The sequence below is a fragment of the Arthrobacter sp. NPDC097144 genome (assembly GCF_044762205.1).
Lineage (GTDB): Bacteria > Actinomycetota > Actinomycetes > Actinomycetales > Micrococcaceae > Arthrobacter_B.
In genome coordinates, this window is record NZ_JBIWDW010000006.1 from 143,976 (window position 1) to 162,036 (window position 18,061).

16 protein-coding genes and 1 pseudogene are annotated in these 18,061 nt (G+C 64.2%); 12 read left to right on the top strand and 5 right to left on the bottom strand.

Annotated features, from left to right (window positions below; all coding sequences use genetic code 11):
• Positions 1-26 precede the first annotated feature (26 nt).
• The 12 genes and pseudogenes from sucB (at position 27) to ACIQXM_RS14750 (ending at position 11,176) form a co-directional block, all read left to right on the top strand.
• Positions 27-1,790, top strand: a complete 1,764-nt coding sequence (gene sucB, locus ACIQXM_RS14695) for a 2-oxoglutarate dehydrogenase, E2 component, dihydrolipoamide succinyltransferase (RefSeq protein ID WP_400932771.1) — start codon at positions 27-29, stop codon at positions 1,788-1,790.
• A 193-nt stretch (positions 1,791-1,983) separates the two neighbouring features.
• Positions 1,984-2,334, top strand: coding sequence for a hypothetical protein (locus tag ACIQXM_RS14700; RefSeq protein ID WP_400932773.1), 351 nt, complete (start codon positions 1,984-1,986; stop codon positions 2,332-2,334).
• A gap of 92 nt (positions 2,335-2,426) precedes the next feature.
• Positions 2,427-2,855: an OsmC family protein gene (locus ACIQXM_RS14705; RefSeq protein WP_400932775.1), complete on the top strand. Its 429-nt coding sequence runs from the start codon at positions 2,427-2,429 to the stop codon at positions 2,853-2,855.
• A 264-nt stretch (positions 2,856-3,119) separates the two neighbouring features.
• Entirely contained in the window at positions 3,120-3,425 is a 306-nt protein-coding gene (locus tag ACIQXM_RS14710) for an urease subunit gamma (protein ID WP_104054653.1), read from the top strand.
• Position 3,426: 1 nt separating this feature from the next.
• Complete coding sequence (locus ACIQXM_RS14715) at positions 3,427-4,344, top strand: hypothetical protein (protein WP_400932777.1); 918 nt, start codon at positions 3,427-3,429, stop codon at positions 4,342-4,344.
• 69 nt (positions 4,345-4,413) lie between these two features.
• A pseudogene (locus ACIQXM_RS14720) lies at positions 4,414-4,722 on the top strand (urease subunit beta); the annotation flags it as partial.
• A gap of 119 nt (positions 4,723-4,841) precedes the next feature.
• The gene (gene ureC / locus ACIQXM_RS14725; RefSeq protein WP_400932779.1) at positions 4,842-6,566 is read left to right on the top strand and encodes an urease subunit alpha; all 1,725 of its coding nucleotides are present in this window, start codon (positions 4,842-4,844) and stop codon (positions 6,564-6,566) included.
• Between the two features lie 9 nt (positions 6,567-6,575).
• A complete protein-coding gene (locus ACIQXM_RS14730) occupies positions 6,576-7,265 on the top strand; it encodes an urease accessory protein UreF (RefSeq protein WP_400932781.1) in 690 nt (229 codons plus the stop codon).
• A gap of 52 nt (positions 7,266-7,317) precedes the next feature.
• Positions 7,318-7,953 (top strand): urease accessory protein UreG, encoded by a 636-nt coding sequence (ureG, locus tag ACIQXM_RS14735; RefSeq protein ID WP_400932783.1) that lies wholly within the window; start codon positions 7,318-7,320, stop codon positions 7,951-7,953.
• 8 nt (positions 7,954-7,961) lie between these two features.
• Positions 7,962-9,032 carry an urease accessory protein UreD gene (locus ACIQXM_RS14740; RefSeq protein ID WP_400932785.1) on the top strand — a complete coding sequence of 357 codons (1,071 nt, stop codon included), beginning with the start codon at positions 7,962-7,964 and terminating at the stop codon, positions 9,030-9,032.
• A gap of 45 nt (positions 9,033-9,077) precedes the next feature.
• The gene (locus ACIQXM_RS14745) at positions 9,078-10,250 is read left to right on the top strand and encodes a HoxN/HupN/NixA family nickel/cobalt transporter (protein WP_400932786.1); all 1,173 of its coding nucleotides are present in this window, start codon (positions 9,078-9,080) and stop codon (positions 10,248-10,250) included.
• A complete protein-coding gene (locus ACIQXM_RS14750; protein WP_400932788.1) occupies positions 10,247-11,176 on the top strand; it encodes an urea transporter in 930 nt (309 codons plus the stop codon). The genes ACIQXM_RS14745 and ACIQXM_RS14750 overlap by 4 nt, the downstream gene beginning before the upstream one ends.
• Positions 11,177-11,195: 19 nt before the next feature.
• Here ACIQXM_RS14750 and ACIQXM_RS14755 read toward each other — a convergent pair whose 3' ends face one another.
• The 5 genes from ACIQXM_RS14755 to ACIQXM_RS14775 are packed head-to-tail and all read right to left on the bottom strand — an operon-like array spanning position 11,196 to position 18,032.
• Positions 11,196-12,452, bottom strand: coding sequence for an endo-1,4-beta-xylanase (locus ACIQXM_RS14755; RefSeq protein WP_400932790.1), 1,257 nt, complete (start codon positions 12,450-12,452; stop codon positions 11,196-11,198).
• Complete coding sequence (locus ACIQXM_RS14760; RefSeq protein WP_400932791.1) at positions 12,449-14,818, bottom strand: beta-glucosidase; 2,370 nt, start codon at positions 14,816-14,818, stop codon at positions 12,449-12,451. The genes ACIQXM_RS14755 and ACIQXM_RS14760 overlap by 4 nt, the downstream gene beginning before the upstream one ends.
• 8 nt (positions 14,819-14,826) lie before the next feature.
• On the bottom strand, positions 14,827-15,699 hold the full coding sequence (locus ACIQXM_RS14765) for a carbohydrate ABC transporter permease (RefSeq protein WP_400932793.1): 873 nt from the start codon (positions 15,697-15,699) through the stop codon (positions 14,827-14,829).
• Entirely contained in the window at positions 15,699-16,724 is a 1,026-nt protein-coding gene (locus ACIQXM_RS14770; protein ID WP_400932795.1) for a carbohydrate ABC transporter permease, read from the bottom strand. The genes ACIQXM_RS14765 and ACIQXM_RS14770 overlap by 1 nt, the downstream gene beginning before the upstream one ends.
• Positions 16,725-16,733: 9 nt before the next feature.
• Positions 16,734-18,032: an ABC transporter substrate-binding protein gene (locus ACIQXM_RS14775; RefSeq protein WP_400932797.1), complete on the bottom strand. Its 1,299-nt coding sequence runs from the start codon at positions 18,030-18,032 to the stop codon at positions 16,734-16,736.
• Between the last annotated feature and the right edge of the window lie 29 nt (positions 18,033-18,061).

Below are 18,061 nucleotides of genomic sequence, written 5' to 3' on the forward strand. Positions count from 1 at the left end.
ATCTAATAAGGAGAAACGGGGACAATATGTCTGAAACCGTGAACTTACCCGCCCTTGGTGAAAGCGTTACCGAAGGTACCGTTACCCGTTGGCTGAAGGCAGTCGGAGACAGCGTCGAGGTAGACGAGCCGCTGCTGGAAGTGTCCACCGACAAGGTTGACACCGAAATTCCTTCCCCCGTGGCCGGCGTCATCGAGGAAATCCTCGTCGCCGAAGACGAAACCGCCGAGGTTGGCGAGGCGCTCGTGCGCATCGGCGACGGCTCCGGTTCCGCCGATGCCAAGGACGACGGCGGCAGCGCCGCCAACCAGGAAGCTCCCGCCGAAGAAGCTCCTGCTCAGGAAGCCCCGGCCCAGGAAGCTCCGGCCGAAGAGGCATCCGCCTCCGAGTCGGGCTCCGGCGAAGGCACCGAAGTAACCCTTCCGGCCCTGGGCGAGTCCGTCACTGAAGGCACCGTCACCCGCTGGCTCAAGGCCGTGGGCGACGACGTCGAGGTGGATGAGCCCCTGCTTGAGGTTTCCACCGACAAGGTTGACACCGAGATCCCCTCCCCGGTGGCCGGCAAGCTGCTGGAAATCCGCGTGAATGAGGATGACACCGCCGAGGTTGGCGCTGTCCTCGCCGTCATCGGTTCGGGTGCAGGCGCTCCGGCCAAGGCCGAGCCGAAGGAAGCCGAGCCGGTAGCAGCCGCTTCCAAGGACGAGCGCGAAGCTCCGGCCGCTGAGCCGGAGAAGAAGGAAGCCCCGAAGCAGGAAGAGAAGAAGCCTGAGCCCAAGGCCGAAGCTCCGAAGCAGGAGGCTCCCCAGCAGGAAGCTCCCGCAGCTTCCGAGTCCGAAGGAACCTACGTCACGCCGCTGGTGCGCAAACTGGCAAACCAGCACGGCGTGGACCTGTCCACCGTCAAGGGTTCCGGCGTAGCCGGCCGCATCCGCAAGCAGGATGTCCTGGAAGCCGCCGAAGCCAAGAAGGCTTCCGAAGCTGCTCCGGCCGCCGCGTCTGCTCCTGCTGCTGCATCGGCGTCCTCTGACAAGGCTGCTCCGGCAAAGATCAGCGATGAGAGCGCCAAGCTGCGCGGCACCACGGTCAAGGCACCGCGGATCCGCCAGACGATCGCCCGCCGCATGGTCGAATCGCTGCAGGTCTCGGCCCAGCTGACCCAGGTCCAGGAAGTGGACATGACGCGCATCGCCAAGCTGCGCGCCTCGGCCAAGAACTCCTTCCAGGAGCAGAACGGGGCCAAGCTCACCTTCCTGCCCTTCATTGCCAAGGCAGTCACCGAGGCACTGAAGCAGCACCCGAAGCTGAACGCGTCCTACGACTCGGACGCCCAGCAGATCACGTACCACGACGCCGAGCACCTCGCGATTGCCGTGGATACCGAAAAGGGCCTGCTGGTCCCCGTCATCACCGATGCCGGCGACCTGAACATCGCCGGCCTGGCCAAGCGCATCGGCGACGTCGGTTCGCGCACCAAGGCCGGAAAGATCGGACCGGACGAGCTGTCCGGCGGAACCTTCACCATCACCAACATCGGTTCCGTGGGTGCCCTGTTCGACACCCCGATCATCAACCAGCCGCAGGTGGGCATCCTGGGCACCGGCGCGATCGTCAAGCGTCCCGTCGTCCTCACCGACGCCGAGGGCAATGACACCATCGCCATCCGCTCCATGATGTACCTGTCCCTGTCCTACGACCACCGCCTGGTGGACGGCGCTGATGCAGGCCGGTTCCTGCAGACGCTGAAGGCCCGCCTTGAAGAAGGCAACTTCTCCTCGGATCTGGGCCTCTAGTCCCGGTCTGAATACCGCCTAAAAGGGCGCTTCCCCTCGGGGAAGCGCCCTTTTTGCTTTCCGTCTCCGGCCAGCTCCGAGGAACCCGGCCATGAACCGGCTGCCCTCATAATTTCTACATGTTGTCGAAAAGTTACCGTTGCTCCCGCCGTCTGCTGGTTGATGCGGACAGGGCCTTCCGTAAAGTGGAGACATGGACTTCCTACACAACTTTCTTGTTTTCCTGCACATTCTCGGTGCAGCTATCGTCGTCGGCATCTGGCTTGCCAACATCAAGAAGCCCACGGTCATGCCCGGACAGTTCCACGGTGCGCTGCTGGCACTGCTGACCGGGCTCCTCCTCGTCGGCCTGGCCGAGATGGATGACTACGAAGTCAATTACCCGAAGATTACCGTCAAGCTTGTGGTGGCCCTGGTTATCGCCGTGCTGGCGTTCATCGGCCAGCGCAAGTACAAGAAGAACGAGCCCGTCAGCTCCGCCCTGGCCAACAGCGTGGGCATTCTGGCCGTCGTAAACATCGCCGTTGCAACCATGTGGCACTAGGACAGTAGAACCCGCTGTACGTCACTGAATAGGATGGGATGAAGTCCCGGCACCTGCCGGCCTTCATCCCATCCTCATTTAAGGAGCTTCCCATGGCTACAGTCCGCTCAGCCCACACCGTCTGGAACGGCGATCTCTTCAACGGCAGGGGTGATGTCACCCTCGACAGTTCCGGCCTCGGCACCTACGACGTCACGTGGAAGGCCCGTGCAGAGGAAGCCAACGGCAAGACCAGCCCGGAGGAACTGATCGCCGCAGCCCACTCTGCCTGCTTCTCCATGGCCTTCAGCAACGGACTGGCCGAAGCCGGGAAGACCGCTGAGCGCATCGAGACCTCCGCTGACGTAACCTTCGTCCCCGGCACCGGCATCACCGAGAGCCGCCTGAAGGTCACTGCCGTGGTTCCCGGCCTCTCCGCCGAAGAATTCACCGACATCGCCGAGGCTGCCAAGAGCGGCTGCCCGGTGTCGCAGGCGCTCGCCGGAATCAAGATCTCGCTGGACGCCACCCTGGAGTCCTAAGCCTTGGAGTCCTAAGTCCGAGCCGGCTCGGCGCCGGTACGCAAACAACCCGTGTTCCCCTTGGAAAGTCAAGGGAAGCACGGGTTTTTTGTACCCGTCCGGGGTGCAGGATGAACGCTGATATTTGTCTGCACTGTACCAACCCCAGTTCCGGACAGCGGGGTGTTGACTGCCAATTGCTGCGGGTAGCGTCTCTTTTACGCGGGCTCGGCCGGTGCGCCGAGCACCAACAAAGCGATCGCAACTGCGGCTGAAGGTGAAGCAATGGACCTCACTCCAAAAGAAATAGACAAGCTGTACATATACCAAGTGGCCGATTTGGCCCGAAAACGGCGAGAACGCGGAACCAAGCTGAATGTCAGCGAAGCCACCGCTCTCATTTGCGAGGCGATTCTGGAAGGCGCCCGTGACGGCCGGACCGTCGCGGAGGTGATGGAGCTTGGCAAAACCATCGTCTCCGAAAGCCAGTGCATGGATGGCGTCCGGCAGCGGCTGCCGCTCCTGCAGGTCGAGGCAACTTTCGTGGACGGCAGCAAGCTCGTCTCCTGCCACGATCCCATCGGGGTATGAGTTGACTCAGCTCCTCGAGTCCCAAGCGACCGTGGTGCTGGTCGGAGGGCACGAGAGTAACAACGGAGCGGATCTCTCCTTCGCGGCGGATTTGGTTCCCGGTGCCCTCATCACCCCGGCCGGCCGGCCGTTGCACAACATGCTCACACAGCTGCGCGCGCGCGGCCGTTCAGGTTCCGGCGCCGAGCCGGCTCCGATCGTCGTGCTCCCAATGACTTTCGGCCGGAATCCGACCCTGGTCGCGGACATCGCCAAGACGCTCAGCTGGCTCGGCCTCCAGGCACCCCCGAGTCACGGCACCGCATCCTCCCCCGCGCCAATGGTCCTGGCCGACGCCTTTGGCAGCGCTGACCACCTCACGGCATGGCTTCGGGCTGCCGCCACCGAGGTGCGCCGGCGCGCACCGGAGGCGGCTGTCCTGATCTTCGCGGATGCTGCCAACCCCTTCGACGACGCCGAGCTCCACCGCATCGCACATCTGGTGCGTACCCACGGGGCCGGCAACCCTGTGGATACGGCGACCGTTGATGACGCCACCGGACTCCTGGCGGCCGTAAACCGGTTGCGGCTGCTCGGCAGTGCGCAAACGATCGTCGTCCCCGCAGGGTTCCGACGGACAGCGACCGTGCGCGGGGAACCCGTGCCGTTCGGGGAAGGCGGGTTCGCCGATGCCGGGTTCTACGGTGCGCTGCTGAGCGAGCAGGCCGCGCTGCGCGTCATCCGCGAACGGGTCCGCGATGCTCTGCACAACCTGCGCCACGGCCGCAACGGCATTGAGGCAGGCCTGACGGCTGACCACGGGCACGGTTACGCCCACTCGCACGCCTTCGAGGAGGCCAGTGGCCACTCCCATGCGCATCAGTACGGGCAGGCCGACTCTCACACGCACCACCATCCCACCCCCATCCGTTCGAGCTGATCGGATCCCTCCTACACCGCAATGCCGCGCGCAGCGACCCCGCATCGCGCCGCAAGGGAAGGAAACACCATGCTGGGCAGCCCCACCTATCACCATAAAGACGAAGACATCGAGATTAACGCCGGCAGGCCAAGCGTCACCCTGCTGGTAAGCAACACCGGCGACCGGGCCGTGCAGATTGGCTCGCACTTCCACTTCTTCGAGGCCAACAAGGCACTCCTCTTCGAACGGGAACTTGCCTACGGCATGCATTTGGATGTGCCCGCGGGGACCGGCATCCGGCTGGAGGCCGGCGACACCCGTGAAGTGACACTCACCGCGTACGCCGGAATCCGGCGGGTGATTGGCTTCAACAACCTCGTGGACGGCGGGCTCGACTCCGCTGCAACGAAAATCCGGGCGATGGCACGCATGAAAGAACTCGAATTCAAAAACGGTAAACCGAGCGCCAAACCCAGTGCCAACGCAACCGGCGACGCATCTAAGGGGAACAAGTAATGGCTATCATCTCGCGCAAGCAGTACACGGACCTCTTTGGTCCCACGGTTGGCGACCGGGTCCACTTGGCCGACACCAATCTGGTGATCGAGATTGAGAAGGATTACAACGAGGGCCATTACGGCGACGAGGTGGTCTACGGCGGCGGGAAAACAGCCCGTGACGGCATGGCTGCGGACCCGTCTGCAACTGACGCGGAGGGCGTGCTTGACCTGGTCATCACCAACGCCATCATCCTGGATCCGGTGCTCGGCGTTGTTAAGGGCGACATCGGTGTGCGCGACGGGAAGATCGCCGGCATCGGCAAATCGGGCAACCCGCACACCATGAGCGGAGTGGATCCGCGGCTTGTGGTTGGCCCGGGCACCGAGCTGCTGGCCGGCGAGCACCTTATCGCCACCGCCGGCGGCATCGACTCGCACGTGCACTACATTTCGCCGGAACAGGCCCTGGCCGCCCTCTCCAACGGCATCACCACCCTCTTCGGCGGCGGTACGGGACCAACCGACGGCACCAACGGCGTCACGACCACCCCGGGGGTGTGGAATCTTGCCCGGCTGCTGGAGTCGGCCGAGGCGATGCCGGTGAACATGGGTTTCCTCGGCAAGGGCAACGGATCGCTGCCCGAAGCCCTGATCGAACAGGTGCAGGGCGGGGCATGCGGACTCAAGGTGCATGAGGACTACGGTTCCACACCGGCCGCGCTCAGCAACGCGCTTTCCGTTGCTGACGCGTACGACGTGCAGGTTTCAGTGCACACGGACAGCCTCAACGAGGCCGGGTATGTCGAAAACACGCTCGATGCCATCGACGGCCGCACTATCCACACCTTCCACACCGAGGGTGCCGGCGGCGGGCACGCACCGGACATCATCAAGGTGGCCGGTCATCCCAACGTACTCCCGTCCTCGACGAACCCCACCCTGCCCTACACCGCCAACTCGGTTGACGAACTGCTGGACATGGTGATGGTCTGCCACCACCTCTCCCATGACATCCCCGAAGACGTAGCCTTCGCCGACTCCCGCGTGCGTGCCGAGACGATCTCGGCCGAGACGGTCTTCCATGACGAGGGGATCATTTCGATGGTTTCCTCCGACTCCCAGGCCATGGGCCGCATCGGAGAGTCGTTCATGCGCACCTTCCAGATTGCCCACCACTGCAAGGACCAGCGCGGCGCCCTTCCGGAAGACAGTGCCGACAACGACAACTTCCGGGTACTGCGCTATCTCGCCAAGATCACGATCAATCCGGCCATCACCCAGGGCGTATCCGATTACATCGGCTCGCTGGAAGAGGGCAAGATGGCCGACATCGTGCTCTGGCCAGTCGGCTCCTTCGGCGCCAAGCCCAAACTGATCGTCAAGGGCGGCCTGATCAACTGGGCCCTGATGGGAGACCCGAACGCCTCGCTGCCGACACCGCAGCCGGTGTTTTACCGTCCCATGTTCGGCGCGCAGGGCAAGACGCTGCAGAGCACGCGGGCGACGTTCATGTCCAAGTCGGCCATCGACAAAGGCGTTCCGGAGCGGCTCGGGCTGGAAAGCCAGATCCTTCCGGTCCACGGGTGCCGCGGCCTCGGGAAGGAGAACATGGTACGCAACAGCGCGACGCCGCATATCGAAGTTGACCCCGAGACGTACGACGTGACATACGACGGGACGCTGGCCACGATTCCGCCGGCGCAGACACTGCCGCTGACTCAGCTGTTCTTCCTCGCCTAGGGGCACCGGATGACGGATGTAAACCAGTTGCTGACCAGCCTGCAGTTCGCAGATTCGGCCTTTCCCAGCGGCTTTTACACCATGTCCCACGGGCTCGAGGCTTACAGCCAGGCCCGGCTTGTGTCCCGGCACGGAGTGCAGCAGCTGCTCGCTGAGTTGCTGCTGCACTCCGTGGGGCCGGGGGACGGCACTGCGCTTGCCGCCGCTCACCGTGCGGCGGCAGGAGGCGACGTCGAACTCGTCCAGGAGATCGACCAACGGTTGTTCGCCTCAAAACTCAACGCGGAGATGCGCACCGCCTCCGTGCGCAGCGGGCACCAGCTGATCGATTTGGGTGCCGAACTGATCGATAACGTGCTGCTCGCGGAGTACAGCGAACGGGTGCGGCTGCGCAGCACACCCGGCTGCCAGCCGGTCGCGACGGCGGTGGTGTATGCCGCCAACGGGGTAACCACCCGGCAGGCAGTGGCATCGGACCTGTTCGCTTTTTCGGCGAGCTTTGTTGGAGCCGCCCTGCGGCTGCGGCTGACCGACCACCGGCACGCCCAGGCAATCCTGCTGGAGACGGCCGCGGTGATCGAGCGGGCGACGGAGGAAGCCCTTGAGCGCGATCTTGCCGACATTGGCGGCTGCGCACCCATGGCCGACATCATGTCGGCCCGGCACGAGAGAGCCGAGGCTCGGCTGTTTGCCAGCTGACGCCCGCACGGACAGGCAGAAGAACACCAGAGATCACTGAAATGAGGAACTGATGAGCGAGAACGTTTTGAGGATTGGCATCGGCGGTCCCGTAGGCAGCGGGAAGACTGCGCTGACAGAGGCACTGGTGCCGCTGCTCATTGAAGCCGGGCGCACACCCGGCGTAATCACGAATGACATCTATACCCAGGAAGACGCCCACCATGTGCGCCGGGAGCTGGCGGGCATCCTGGACCCCGAGCGGGTGATGGGTGTTGAGACCGGTTCCTGCCCGCATACTGCCGTACGTGATGATCCGACCATGAACCTGGCCGTCGGTGCGGAAATGCTGGAACGGTTTCCCGATATCGACACCCTGATTTACGAATCGGGCGGCGACAACCTCACGCTTACCTTCTCGCCCGCGCTCGCAGATGTGTTCGTGTTCGTGCTGGACACCGCCGAGGGCGAGAAGATGCCGCGCAAGCGCGGGCCCGGCATTACGGACAGCGACATCCTGGTGATCAACAAGATCGACATTGCGCAGTACGTGCGCACGAACCTGGACGTGATGGAGTCCGATGCGCACCGGGTGCGTGAGAACCGGCCCGTGGTGCTGACGAACTCGCTCACCGGGCACGGGGTCGACGAACTGTACCGGGAGATCATGACCCAGTGGAACGGCGCCAGAACCGAGCTCATCGGATGACGGTTAAGGTGACGGAACCGCGGAATGCGCCAACACCCCCCGGGGCTACCCCGGCTGACGACGGCGTAATCCCCGCGCCTGCCCTGCCGCCCCGGCAGACCGGCGGCCGGGAACCGAGCACCGGAGGTTACCGGCTCCAGCCGGCCTACTATGAGCCGGCCCGGGTGCCTGCCGAAGTGCTGCGCCATGCCGGGGTGCCCACCCTGCCCGTTGGCAGCCCGGGCAAGGTGGGCGTGCTGCAGCTGGGGTTTGCCCGTAACCGCGGGCGCACCGAGCTCGTGCAGCACTATCAGAAGTCGCCGCTGCAGATCATGCATCCGCTCTACTTCAATCCCCTGCGTCCCGACATGGCCTACACCTACCTCATGTCCTCCGGCGGCGGCATCCTGCAGGGAGACCGGCTGCGCACGGACCTTCATTTCGGCCCCGGAACGTCGGCATACCTGGCCACACAGACCCACACCCGGGTCTACCGCATGGACCACGACTACGCCGCCGCGATCATGAATATTGAGGTGGAGCAGGACGCCTACGTTGAGTACCTGCCTGAGCCCACCGTGCCCTTCGCGGATTCGCGTTTCTACCAGCAAACCTCGGTGGTACTCGACGAGTCGGCAACACTGCTGCTGGGCGAGACCGTGTATGCCGGCAGGCTCGCCCGCGGAGAGCGGCATGCGTACGACGTCTACGCCTCGGACCTCGAGGTACGGCGGCCGGACGGCCGCCTGGTCGCCCTCGACCGGGTGCGGCTGTGCCCGCAGAAGGGTGCGGAACCCGGCGGAGCGGCCGACGGCGTGAACGGGTTGGGCGTGCTCGCGGACCACGATGTGCTCACCATGCTCTACGTCCTCACGCCGCTGGCTTCACCGGCCCAGCTCGCTGACACGCTGCACCGGGTACTCGGTGACAGCGGAGGCGACCTCATCTACGGGGTGAGCACGCTGCCGCACGATGCCGGCGTGTGGATGCGCCTGGTGGGCAATGACACCGTGGCTGTGGCTGCCGCGAACACCGCCGCGGCATCAGCGGTCCACGAACTGCTGACCGGGCGGCAGGCACCCGTCATTCGAAAGAGCTAGAGGGGACTTACGGTGATAGAACGGGCTACGGCGCAAGATACGGCGATGAAGCCGGTGCGATCCTACCGGGCGCAGGTGGTGCGTGCCTTCATTCCGGTTGCGCTCCTGCACATCGCGGGATTCGGACTCTTCTTCTTCCTGGTCGAGCCGCTGCATCTGCAGCTGGGGTCCTCCATCTTCGGAGTGGGGATTGCTGTTGTGGCCTATGTGCTCGGCGTCAGGCATGCCTTCGACGCGGACCACATCGCCGCCATCGACAACACCACCCGCAAACTTGTGGACCTGCGCAAGCCGGCCGCAGGGGTTGGCCTGTTCTTTTCCCTCGGACACTCCACCATCGTCTTTCTGATGGCGGCTCTGCTGGCACTCGGGGTTAGCTGGGCGGTGGGCCTGAGCAGCGACGGCAATGAAGTGCGCAACGGGCTCGGCGTGTTCGGCACCTTGGTGTCCGGCGTCTTCCTGCTGCTGATCGGTCTCATCAACGCCGTGGCATTCGTAGGAATCCTCAAGGTTTGGCGGGCATCCCGCAACGGCGACCTCGATGAGTTGCAGTTGGAGCGGCATCTTCAGGGCCGGGGCCTCATCAGCCGGCTCATCCGGCCGATGCTGCGGACCATCGACCGGCCGGGAAAGATGTACGCCGTCGGCTTTCTGTTTGGGCTCGGCTTCGACACCGCCAGTGAGATCGCCCTGCTGGTCCTGGCCGGAACAGGGGCTGCGACAGGGTTGCCCTGGTACGCCATCCTCTGCCTGCCCCTGATTTTTGCGGCCGGCATGAGCCTGTTCGACACCCTTGACTCTGCCGTGATGGTGAAGGCTTACGGTTGGGCGAGCGTCAACGCCGTCCGCAAGCTGTACTACAACCTCACCATCACCGGGCTTTCGGTCATGATCGCCGTCATGATCGGCGGCATCGAGCTGGTCGGGCTGCTGAACGAGAAGCTGGGGCTGCGCGACCCCCTCACCGGCTGGGTGGCCGCCATCGACCTTGAGAACGCCGGCTACATCGTCGTCGGCACGCTGATACTGGTCTGGTTCACCTCCACCGCCTACTGGCGGTTCGGCCATGTGGAGCAGCGGTGGGCGCTGGCGGGCAGCGGGGCGGGCGCCGTGGGCGACCCAGCTGCACAGGGCGGACCCGATCCAGGCACAAAGCCGAAGCCGGAAACAGAAACAGGAGCGCCGCGGCACGACGCCCCGGGCGGGGACATCACATGAGCAGCGCAGCAGCGGCAGCACCGAGCCCGTCCATCTCAGGTACAGGATGGCTGAAAGGGTGGTGCGAGGGGCTTTCGCAAATCTTCTTCCAAAGCAATGTCTATACGGCGCTGCTGATTCTGGTTGCCTTCGCCGTAGCGGATTGGCGCATGGCAGTGCTGGTGCTGATTGGCTGCGCGGGAAACACAGTGGGAGGGCGCCTGCTCAAGGCCGATTCCACCTCGGTGACATCGGGCATGCAGGGATTCTGCGGCGCCCTCGTCGGTGCCGGGACCTACTCCGCCATCGGCGGGCGGTGGGAGTCGTATCCGATCGCGCTCGTCGGCGGTTTGCTTTGCGCGCCCGTGACCTGGCTGGTGGTTGCGCTGTTCACGAAGACGCCACTGAAGGTCTACAACCTGCCGTCGACGACGGCACCGTTCTGCATCGTAGCGACGGTGATACTGCTCAGCACCGAATCGATGCATGTAAGTGCCGCGCAGTCTGAAACCATCGACTCGGCGTCGCTGGCCTTCGCACGCTCCCTGCTGACAAATGTGTCTGAGGTGGTGCTCATCAACAACGAGTGGTCCGGAGCCCTCATCCTGCTCGGGCTGTTCGTGGCCGGCTGGAAAATCGGCCTGGCCGGGCTGCTCGGCAGCGTGGTGGGCAGCCTGTGTGCCCTGGCAATGGGCGAGTCGCTCACCGAAACCGCAAACGGTCTCGCCGGCTACTCCGGTGTCCTCACCGCCATCGCGCTCGCCGTGGTGTTTCTGCGCAGCAACACGATCTCCTGGGTGCTGGCCGTGGTGGGAACGGTGGTGACCGCTGTGGTCACGGTGGTGATGCACCGCCTTGACGCCCCCACTTACACCTGGCCGTACATCCTCACCACCTGGGTGTTCCTGGTCATTGCCCATTACCTTCCCGCGGCCAAGCGCCCCTGAGTCGTTCGTCGCGCCGGAGTCAGCCGAATTGTACGGTGGCCGTTTCATGCCCCCGCGAGAGCGAGACCGGTGCGCTCTGTCCGTCGTGCTCAATCACGTAATCACCGAAGAAACCCGTGATCGGCAAGCGTGCCTCATGATCCGTGCGCATCACCGTTCGCGGCAGCCACCACTGCCCCTTGATGAGGGACCGCAGCGCGTAAAACGAGGGTTTCGGCGTGCCGTCAGCGCGAACGAACCCGCCCGGCGCACCAAGCCATGCTCCGTCGTCGGTGATCCCCCAGTAGGTGATGGCCTCCACCGCCGGGTGGCTTACGAGTGAGCGGTAGTGGCGCACGATCTCGTCCGCCTGTCTGGCCTCTCCCTCGGGTGTCGATGGCCATGACGGGATCTGATAGTCGTTGAGGTCGGTGATCTCCGGCGGCATGAGGTCCCCCGACAGCAGAGTCGTCTCGGTCAGATGGAGGGGCAGCCCGAAGCGGGCGAATCGGTCGACCATCGCCTGCATGGTCTCTTCTCCCCAATATCCCTGGTGCATGTGCGTCTGCAGGCCGATCGCGTCCACAGTGATCCCCGCTTCGAGGACGCGCTCGATCAGAGCCTCGTAGTCGCTCGACATGTCGAAGTCGTTCAGGACGAGCGTCGCCGAAGGGTTCGAGGCGCGGGCTTCCTCGAACGCGAGCTGAATCATGGGCACCCGGCCCAGGCTCTGCGCAAGCCGGGTGATACCGTTTTCCTCCGCAGTGAACACGGGCATGATGACGGCTTCATTGATGGCGTCCCACGTGTCGATGACCCCGGAAAAATCGGTCACCTCGCGGCGGATCCTCTCGCATTGCAGCTTCTCGATCTCCGTAACCGGTAAACCGGTGAGCCACTCGGGCGCGAGCGTGTGCCAGGTCAGCGGATGCCCCTTGACCTTCACTCCGTGCTCAGCGAACCACGAGGCGGTCCGGAGAAGCCTTCGGGTGTCAGGCGTGCCGCGGGTCGGCTCGAATCCCCGCCAGTAGAACGGAAGGGTCGCTGTGTTGAAGAGGTCGAGCCACATCGCCTTAAGATCCGGCGGCCCGGCAAGCCCTGCCCCGCCGAAAACGGGCCCCGCCGAGGCTTCCTGCTCGGCCTCCCCATTCGCGAGCGGGATGAAGTCGAAACCGATGTTGCCGAAGGCGAAGTCATGGCGCTTCTGTTCGACGGTGACATCCGCGTTGCGCACAGGGTTGCCGACGGAGTCCAGCACGGTGACGTGCGTGGTTCCCCGCCGGTGGTCGACACTCATGAGGTGCTGCGTGCGATCTCGGTGAAAATCGTGTGGAAGGCCCGCTCGAAGCCCACGACGCGGGTTTCACCGGAGAGCTCCACCGACCGCGTGATCCGCAGATCGGTGCTCGACGCTCCAAGACTAAGGACGATCTCCCCCGGTTCGACGATCCGCTCCCCGTTTCGGCCGGTGAAGCTGGTGACGTCTGCGGGGATGTGGATCGAAAGCTCAACGGATTCACCCGGCAACAGGTCAACGCGCTGAAAGCCGACCAAACGCTGCACCGGGCGCACCACTGACGCGACGGGATCGTGGAGGTAGACCTGGACGGTTTCGGTCCCGGAACGGTCCCCGATATTGCGGAGACGCAGTCCCAGGGTCGCTGTGCCGTCGACTCCGACCGTACCCGGCCCATGCTGGCCGGCGCTCCACTCAAAGGTCGAATACCCGATCCCGTGGCCGAACGCGAAGGCTGCGGTCGGATCAATGCTCGACACTCCGTTGGAGCGTCCCAGCGGAGCGGCCAGGTAGGTGGACGGCTGCGTTCCCTCTGAGGCCGGGATGCTGACAGGCAGGCGTCCGCTCGGATTGACGCGGCCGGAGAGGATGCCGGCAAGCGCGGCGGTTCCTTCTTCTCCTGCGAAGAACGCCTGCACGATCGCGCCGGCGCCGGTGACGGCGGATCCCAGCGCGTACGGGCGTCCAGCGAGCAGGGTGACAACGGCAGGAGTCGATGTTGCCAGGACGGCGTCGAGAAGGATCTGTTGGGCGCCGGGCAGCCGGAGCGATTCGACGTCGCAGCCCTCACCGCTCGTGCCGCGGCCAAAGAGCCCCGCCCGGTCGCCGAGGGCGACGACGACGACGTCGGCCCGCGTTGCGGCGTCCACCGCCGCAGCGATCCCGGCGGTTTCTCCTCCGTCGATCGTCGTCCCGGGAACGTACTCGATATCGGCTTCGGGAAACTCGATGCGGAGGCTATCCAGCAGGGTCGGCAGTTCGATGCCAAGGGCCGTGCCGGGGTGCTGCACGCCCACATGTGCAGGGAACGAATAGCAGCCGAGAACGGCGAAGGGGTCGTCGGTTGTCGGCCCGACAACGGCAATCCGGCGCGGGGCGGCGAGCGGCAGGGTCCCGTCGTTGCTCAAGAGCACGATGGACTGTTCGGCGATCTCGCGCGCGACCGTCCGGTTACCGGTGCTGTCCAGGTCGACGGTGCCGCGGATGCTTTCCGCGTTGTCCACGTCGGCGTCCCGCAACGCTTCGGGCGTGGCATCCCAGTCAGGATCAAGCAGTCCGAGTTCCACCTTCTGGCGCAGCACACGCCGGAGGGCACGGTCTATGACCGCCTCGGGCAGGGCACCCGACCGAACCGCTTCAGTCAACGGCGCACCGAAGGTCTTCACCGTCGGCAGTTCGACGTCCACGCCCGCAGTGAGCGCGAGAGCGGCGGCCTCGCCCCACGAACCCGCGACGCCGTGAAGAAGTTTCAGGAAGGCGATCCCGAAGTAGTCGGCCACGACGGTACCGTCGAAACCCCAGGTGTCGCGCAGGACACCGGTGAGCAGCGACTCGTCAGCCGCGGACGGCACACCGTCGAAGTCGGTATAGGAGTGCATAACGGAACGCGGCTTTCCTTCGCGTATGACCATTTCGAACGGGACGAGCAGCACGTCAGCGAGTTCGCGCGGACCGACCGAGACCGGCGCGAGGTTACGCCCGGCCTTCGACGCCGAGTATCCGACGAAGTGCTTGAGAGTTGCCACTATCCCTGCGGACTCGAGGCCGCGGACATACGCCGTTCCGATGGTGCCTATGAGATACGGGTCCTCACCGATAGTCTCCTCGACCCGGCCCCAGCGGGCATCCCGCACCACGTCGAGCACCGGGGCAAGGCCCTGGTGGATGCCGACCGAGCGCATGTCAGACCCGATGCGGCGTGACATCCGTTCAATGAGTGCGGGATTGAAGGAAGCGCCCCAGGCGAGGGGCACCGGATAGGCGGTTGCCCCCCAAGCAGCGAAGCCGGCGAGGCACTCTTCATGCGCAACAGCCGGGATGCCGAACCGGTTGGCTGCCGCAATCCGGCGCTGGCTGCGGAGGAGGGACAGCGCCCCGAGCGCCGGGTCGACCGGAGCCGAGCCGAATGGCCGGGTCAGCTGGCCGAGCCCGTTCGGCAGGAGCGCGTCGAGGTCAACGAGGTCGTCCATGTCGTTCTGATGCGGGGCAACGTCCCCGCCCTCGCTGGACGCACCGACCCAGACGCCGAACAGTTGGGCAATCTTCTCCTCGAGCGTGAGCTCGGCGAGGAGTGCTTCGACGCGGTCCGAAGCGGATGCACTGACGTCGCGCCATGGCGTCGTCGTCGTGGATGTCGTGTTGCTCAAGGAAAGTCCTAACCTTTGACTGCGCCGGTGAGTCCGCCGACGATGCGACGCTCGAACAGCGTGAAAAATATCAGTGCTGGAATCATGGACAGTGAGGTGAAGGCGAGTACCTTTGCCGTGTCCACCGAATACTGCGAAGCGAACGCCTGGACTCCGAGCGGCAGGGTGTACGACGCCTGGTCACTGAGGATGAACAGCGGCAGAAGATAGCTGTTCCAGCTCGCCACGAAAGCAAGAATGCCTGTAGTCACCACGCCCGGAAGCGACAAAGGAACGACCATCCGGAAGAAGAAGCCCAGCCGGCTGGTACCGTCGATCGACGCCGCCTCTTCGATCTCATCGGGGATGGCCTTGAGGAACGGCACCAGGATGATGATCGTCACCGGCAGGCCGAAAGCGATCTGCGGGAGAATTACGCCCCCCAGGCTGTTCATCAGGCCCAGATCCCTGACGAGGATGTAGAGCGGCGTGATCGCCACGGTCATCGGGAACATGAGCCCGGCGGCGAAAAGTGAATACATCGCTCCGCGACCGACAAAGGTGTATCGCGCGAGGACGAAGCTTGCCATCAGGCCGAGCACCACCACGCCAATGGTCGTAGCGATCGCGGCAATCGCCGAGTTGGTGACCTGCTGCCAGAAGGTTGGGCTCGCGAGCACCTCCGCGTAGTTGCTGAAATTCCACGGGCTCGGGAATCCCGCGGGAGAATTGGTGATCTGCGAGTTGTCGCGGAACCCGCCGAGAATGATGTAGATGACCGGCCCGAGACAGAGCGAGATGAAGACAAAGGCGACGAAGTAGGTCGCGGGGCTGCCCCAGGGCTGGCGTTCCCTCGGCGGACGCTTTTTGCGCTGGAGCGTGGGAGTTTCGAGAACAGTCATCACTTCTTTCCTGACGTGAGGGCGCCGGCGGTGTCGCGCCGAAGAACAAACCGCTGGTAGATCAATGCGATGACGAGGGAGATCAGGAACATGACGACGGCGACAGCGCTGCCGTAGCCAAAGTTGCCCGACGTGCGTCCGTTGGCGACCATGTAGGTGGCCATGGTCGAGGTCCCGGCAGTGGAGGCGACGTACTGGCCCCAGATGATGAAGACCAGGTCGAACAACTGCAGCGAACCGATGATTGACAGGAACGCCCAGATCCGCACGGTCGGCCCGAGGAGCGGCAGCGTAATGGCGCGCTGGATCTGCCAGTAGCTGGCGCCGTCGATCGCGGCCGCCTCGAACAGTTCGTTGGGGATGCTTTGCAGTCCGGCCAGGAAAAGGATGACGGCAAATCCGATGTACTTCCAGGAGATGATCACCATCAGGGACCAGATGGCGATCTTCGGATCAGAGAGCCAGTCCGCCTTGAACGCTCCCAGCCCGATGCTGTCGAGCATTCCATTGACGGCACCGGATGTCTGCAGCATGAGACCCCAGCCGATCCCGACAATGACCTCGGAGATGATGTACGGGACGAAGATGAGGACGCGGATGAGCGAGCGGCCCCGGATACTCCGGTTGAGCAAGAGGGCCAGGACCACTGCAATGGGGCCCTGGATGACCAGGGAGAGCACCAGGATGAAACCGTTGTGAAGCAGCACGTCGTGGAACGCGCTGTCCTGGAAGATGATCTTGTAGTTTTCGAAACCGACGAAGTCTGTGGCCGGCCCAAAGCCCTTCCAGCGGAAGAAGCCGTAGTAGCCGGCGAGGACAACCGGGAAGATGACGAAGCCGACAAAAACGAAGACGGCCGGCCCCGCCAGAAGCGTGATCTCGAGGCGCTTGCGCCAGTCCGTTGGACGCCGCCTGGGCCGCGGTGCGGCAGGGGACGACACGCGAGCGCCGTCCCCTGCCGTGGCCGTGCCCCGCGGTGGCTGCGTTTCCGTCATCAACGGAGCACCGCCTGCAGGTTCAGTCATTATCTGCTGCTATCCCTTGGCCGCTGCGTCGTTCACAGCGGAGACGATGTCTTCAGCAGAGCCCTGACCGGCGAGCATGTCGACAACGCCCTTGTTCAGTGCGTTCCCGACGTTCTGGCCGAACAGGGTGTCGAGCCACACCGTAACGTACGGTGCGTCGTTGTACGCCTGGAGAATCGACTGGAGCGCCGGGTCGGTGACAACTGCCTGGGCATCCTGGTTGGCGGGGAGGGTCTGGAACGCCTCCGCGTAGTCCTCCTGGTACTCCTGCTGCATGAAGAAGTTCAGGAATGCCGTGCATTCCTCTTTCGGTGCCTGAGCGGAGCAGGTGAATCCGTCGACGCCACCCATCATGGCGCCCTCGGCGCCGTCACCTCCGTCGACAGCCGGGAACGGGAACCAGTCCAGGTCTTCCAGCGGCTTTTCATCAGGGGTCAGCGATGCGATGACACCCGGGTTCCATGCGCCCATGAGTTCCATTGCTGCTTTGTGATTTGCAAGGAGACCTGCAGAGCTGCCTGCTCCCTGCTGTGCCGAGGTGGTGAGGAATCCGTCGTTGAACGGTTCCGTCTTCACGAACGATTCCATCTCCTTTCCAGCCTCGAGCCAGCACGGGTCGTCAAACTTCTTCGACTCGGCCGCTTCATTCATCGTGTCCTGCGAGCAGGCCCGCAGCGCGAAGAAGTAGTACCAGTGGGCAGCAGGCCAGGCATCTTTGGCGCCGACGGCGACGGGGGCGATTCCGGCAGCCTTGAGTTTGTCTACGGCGGAGCCGAGCTCATCCATAGTTGTCGGAGCCGCGTCGACGCCCGCTTCGGTGAGGAGGTCCTGGCTGTAGAAGATGCCACCAGGCAGCACCGCGGTCGGCATTCCGTAAATCTTGCCGTCGACCGCGAAGGCGTTCAAAACACCTTCGGGCACAGCCGCCCTGGTGGCGTCGTCGATGGAATCAGTAATATCCATGGCCTGTCCGGCCGCAACGACATCCGCAAGCTTGCCGCCGCCGCGCGCCATGAAGATGTCGGGTGCATCGCCGGAGTTCAGTGCCGTCTGGAGCTTCCCGTCCATCTCCTCGTTCTGGATGGACTGAGCGTTGATCTTGACGCCGGGGTTTGCCTCCTCGAACGCTGCGATCGTCTTGTCCCAGTGCGCCTTGCCGGCGCCCGTGGTCGAGTTATGCCAGAACGTCATGGTGACCTCACCATCTTCTGTTGCTCCACTGTCGGAGCCACACGCTGACAGGCCGCCAAGCGCGATTGCCGTCGCCGCCCCAACTGTCAGCAGCTTCCTGATACGGTGCTTGTTCATCTTTGAACGCCTCTCGAAAGTTTCGACAT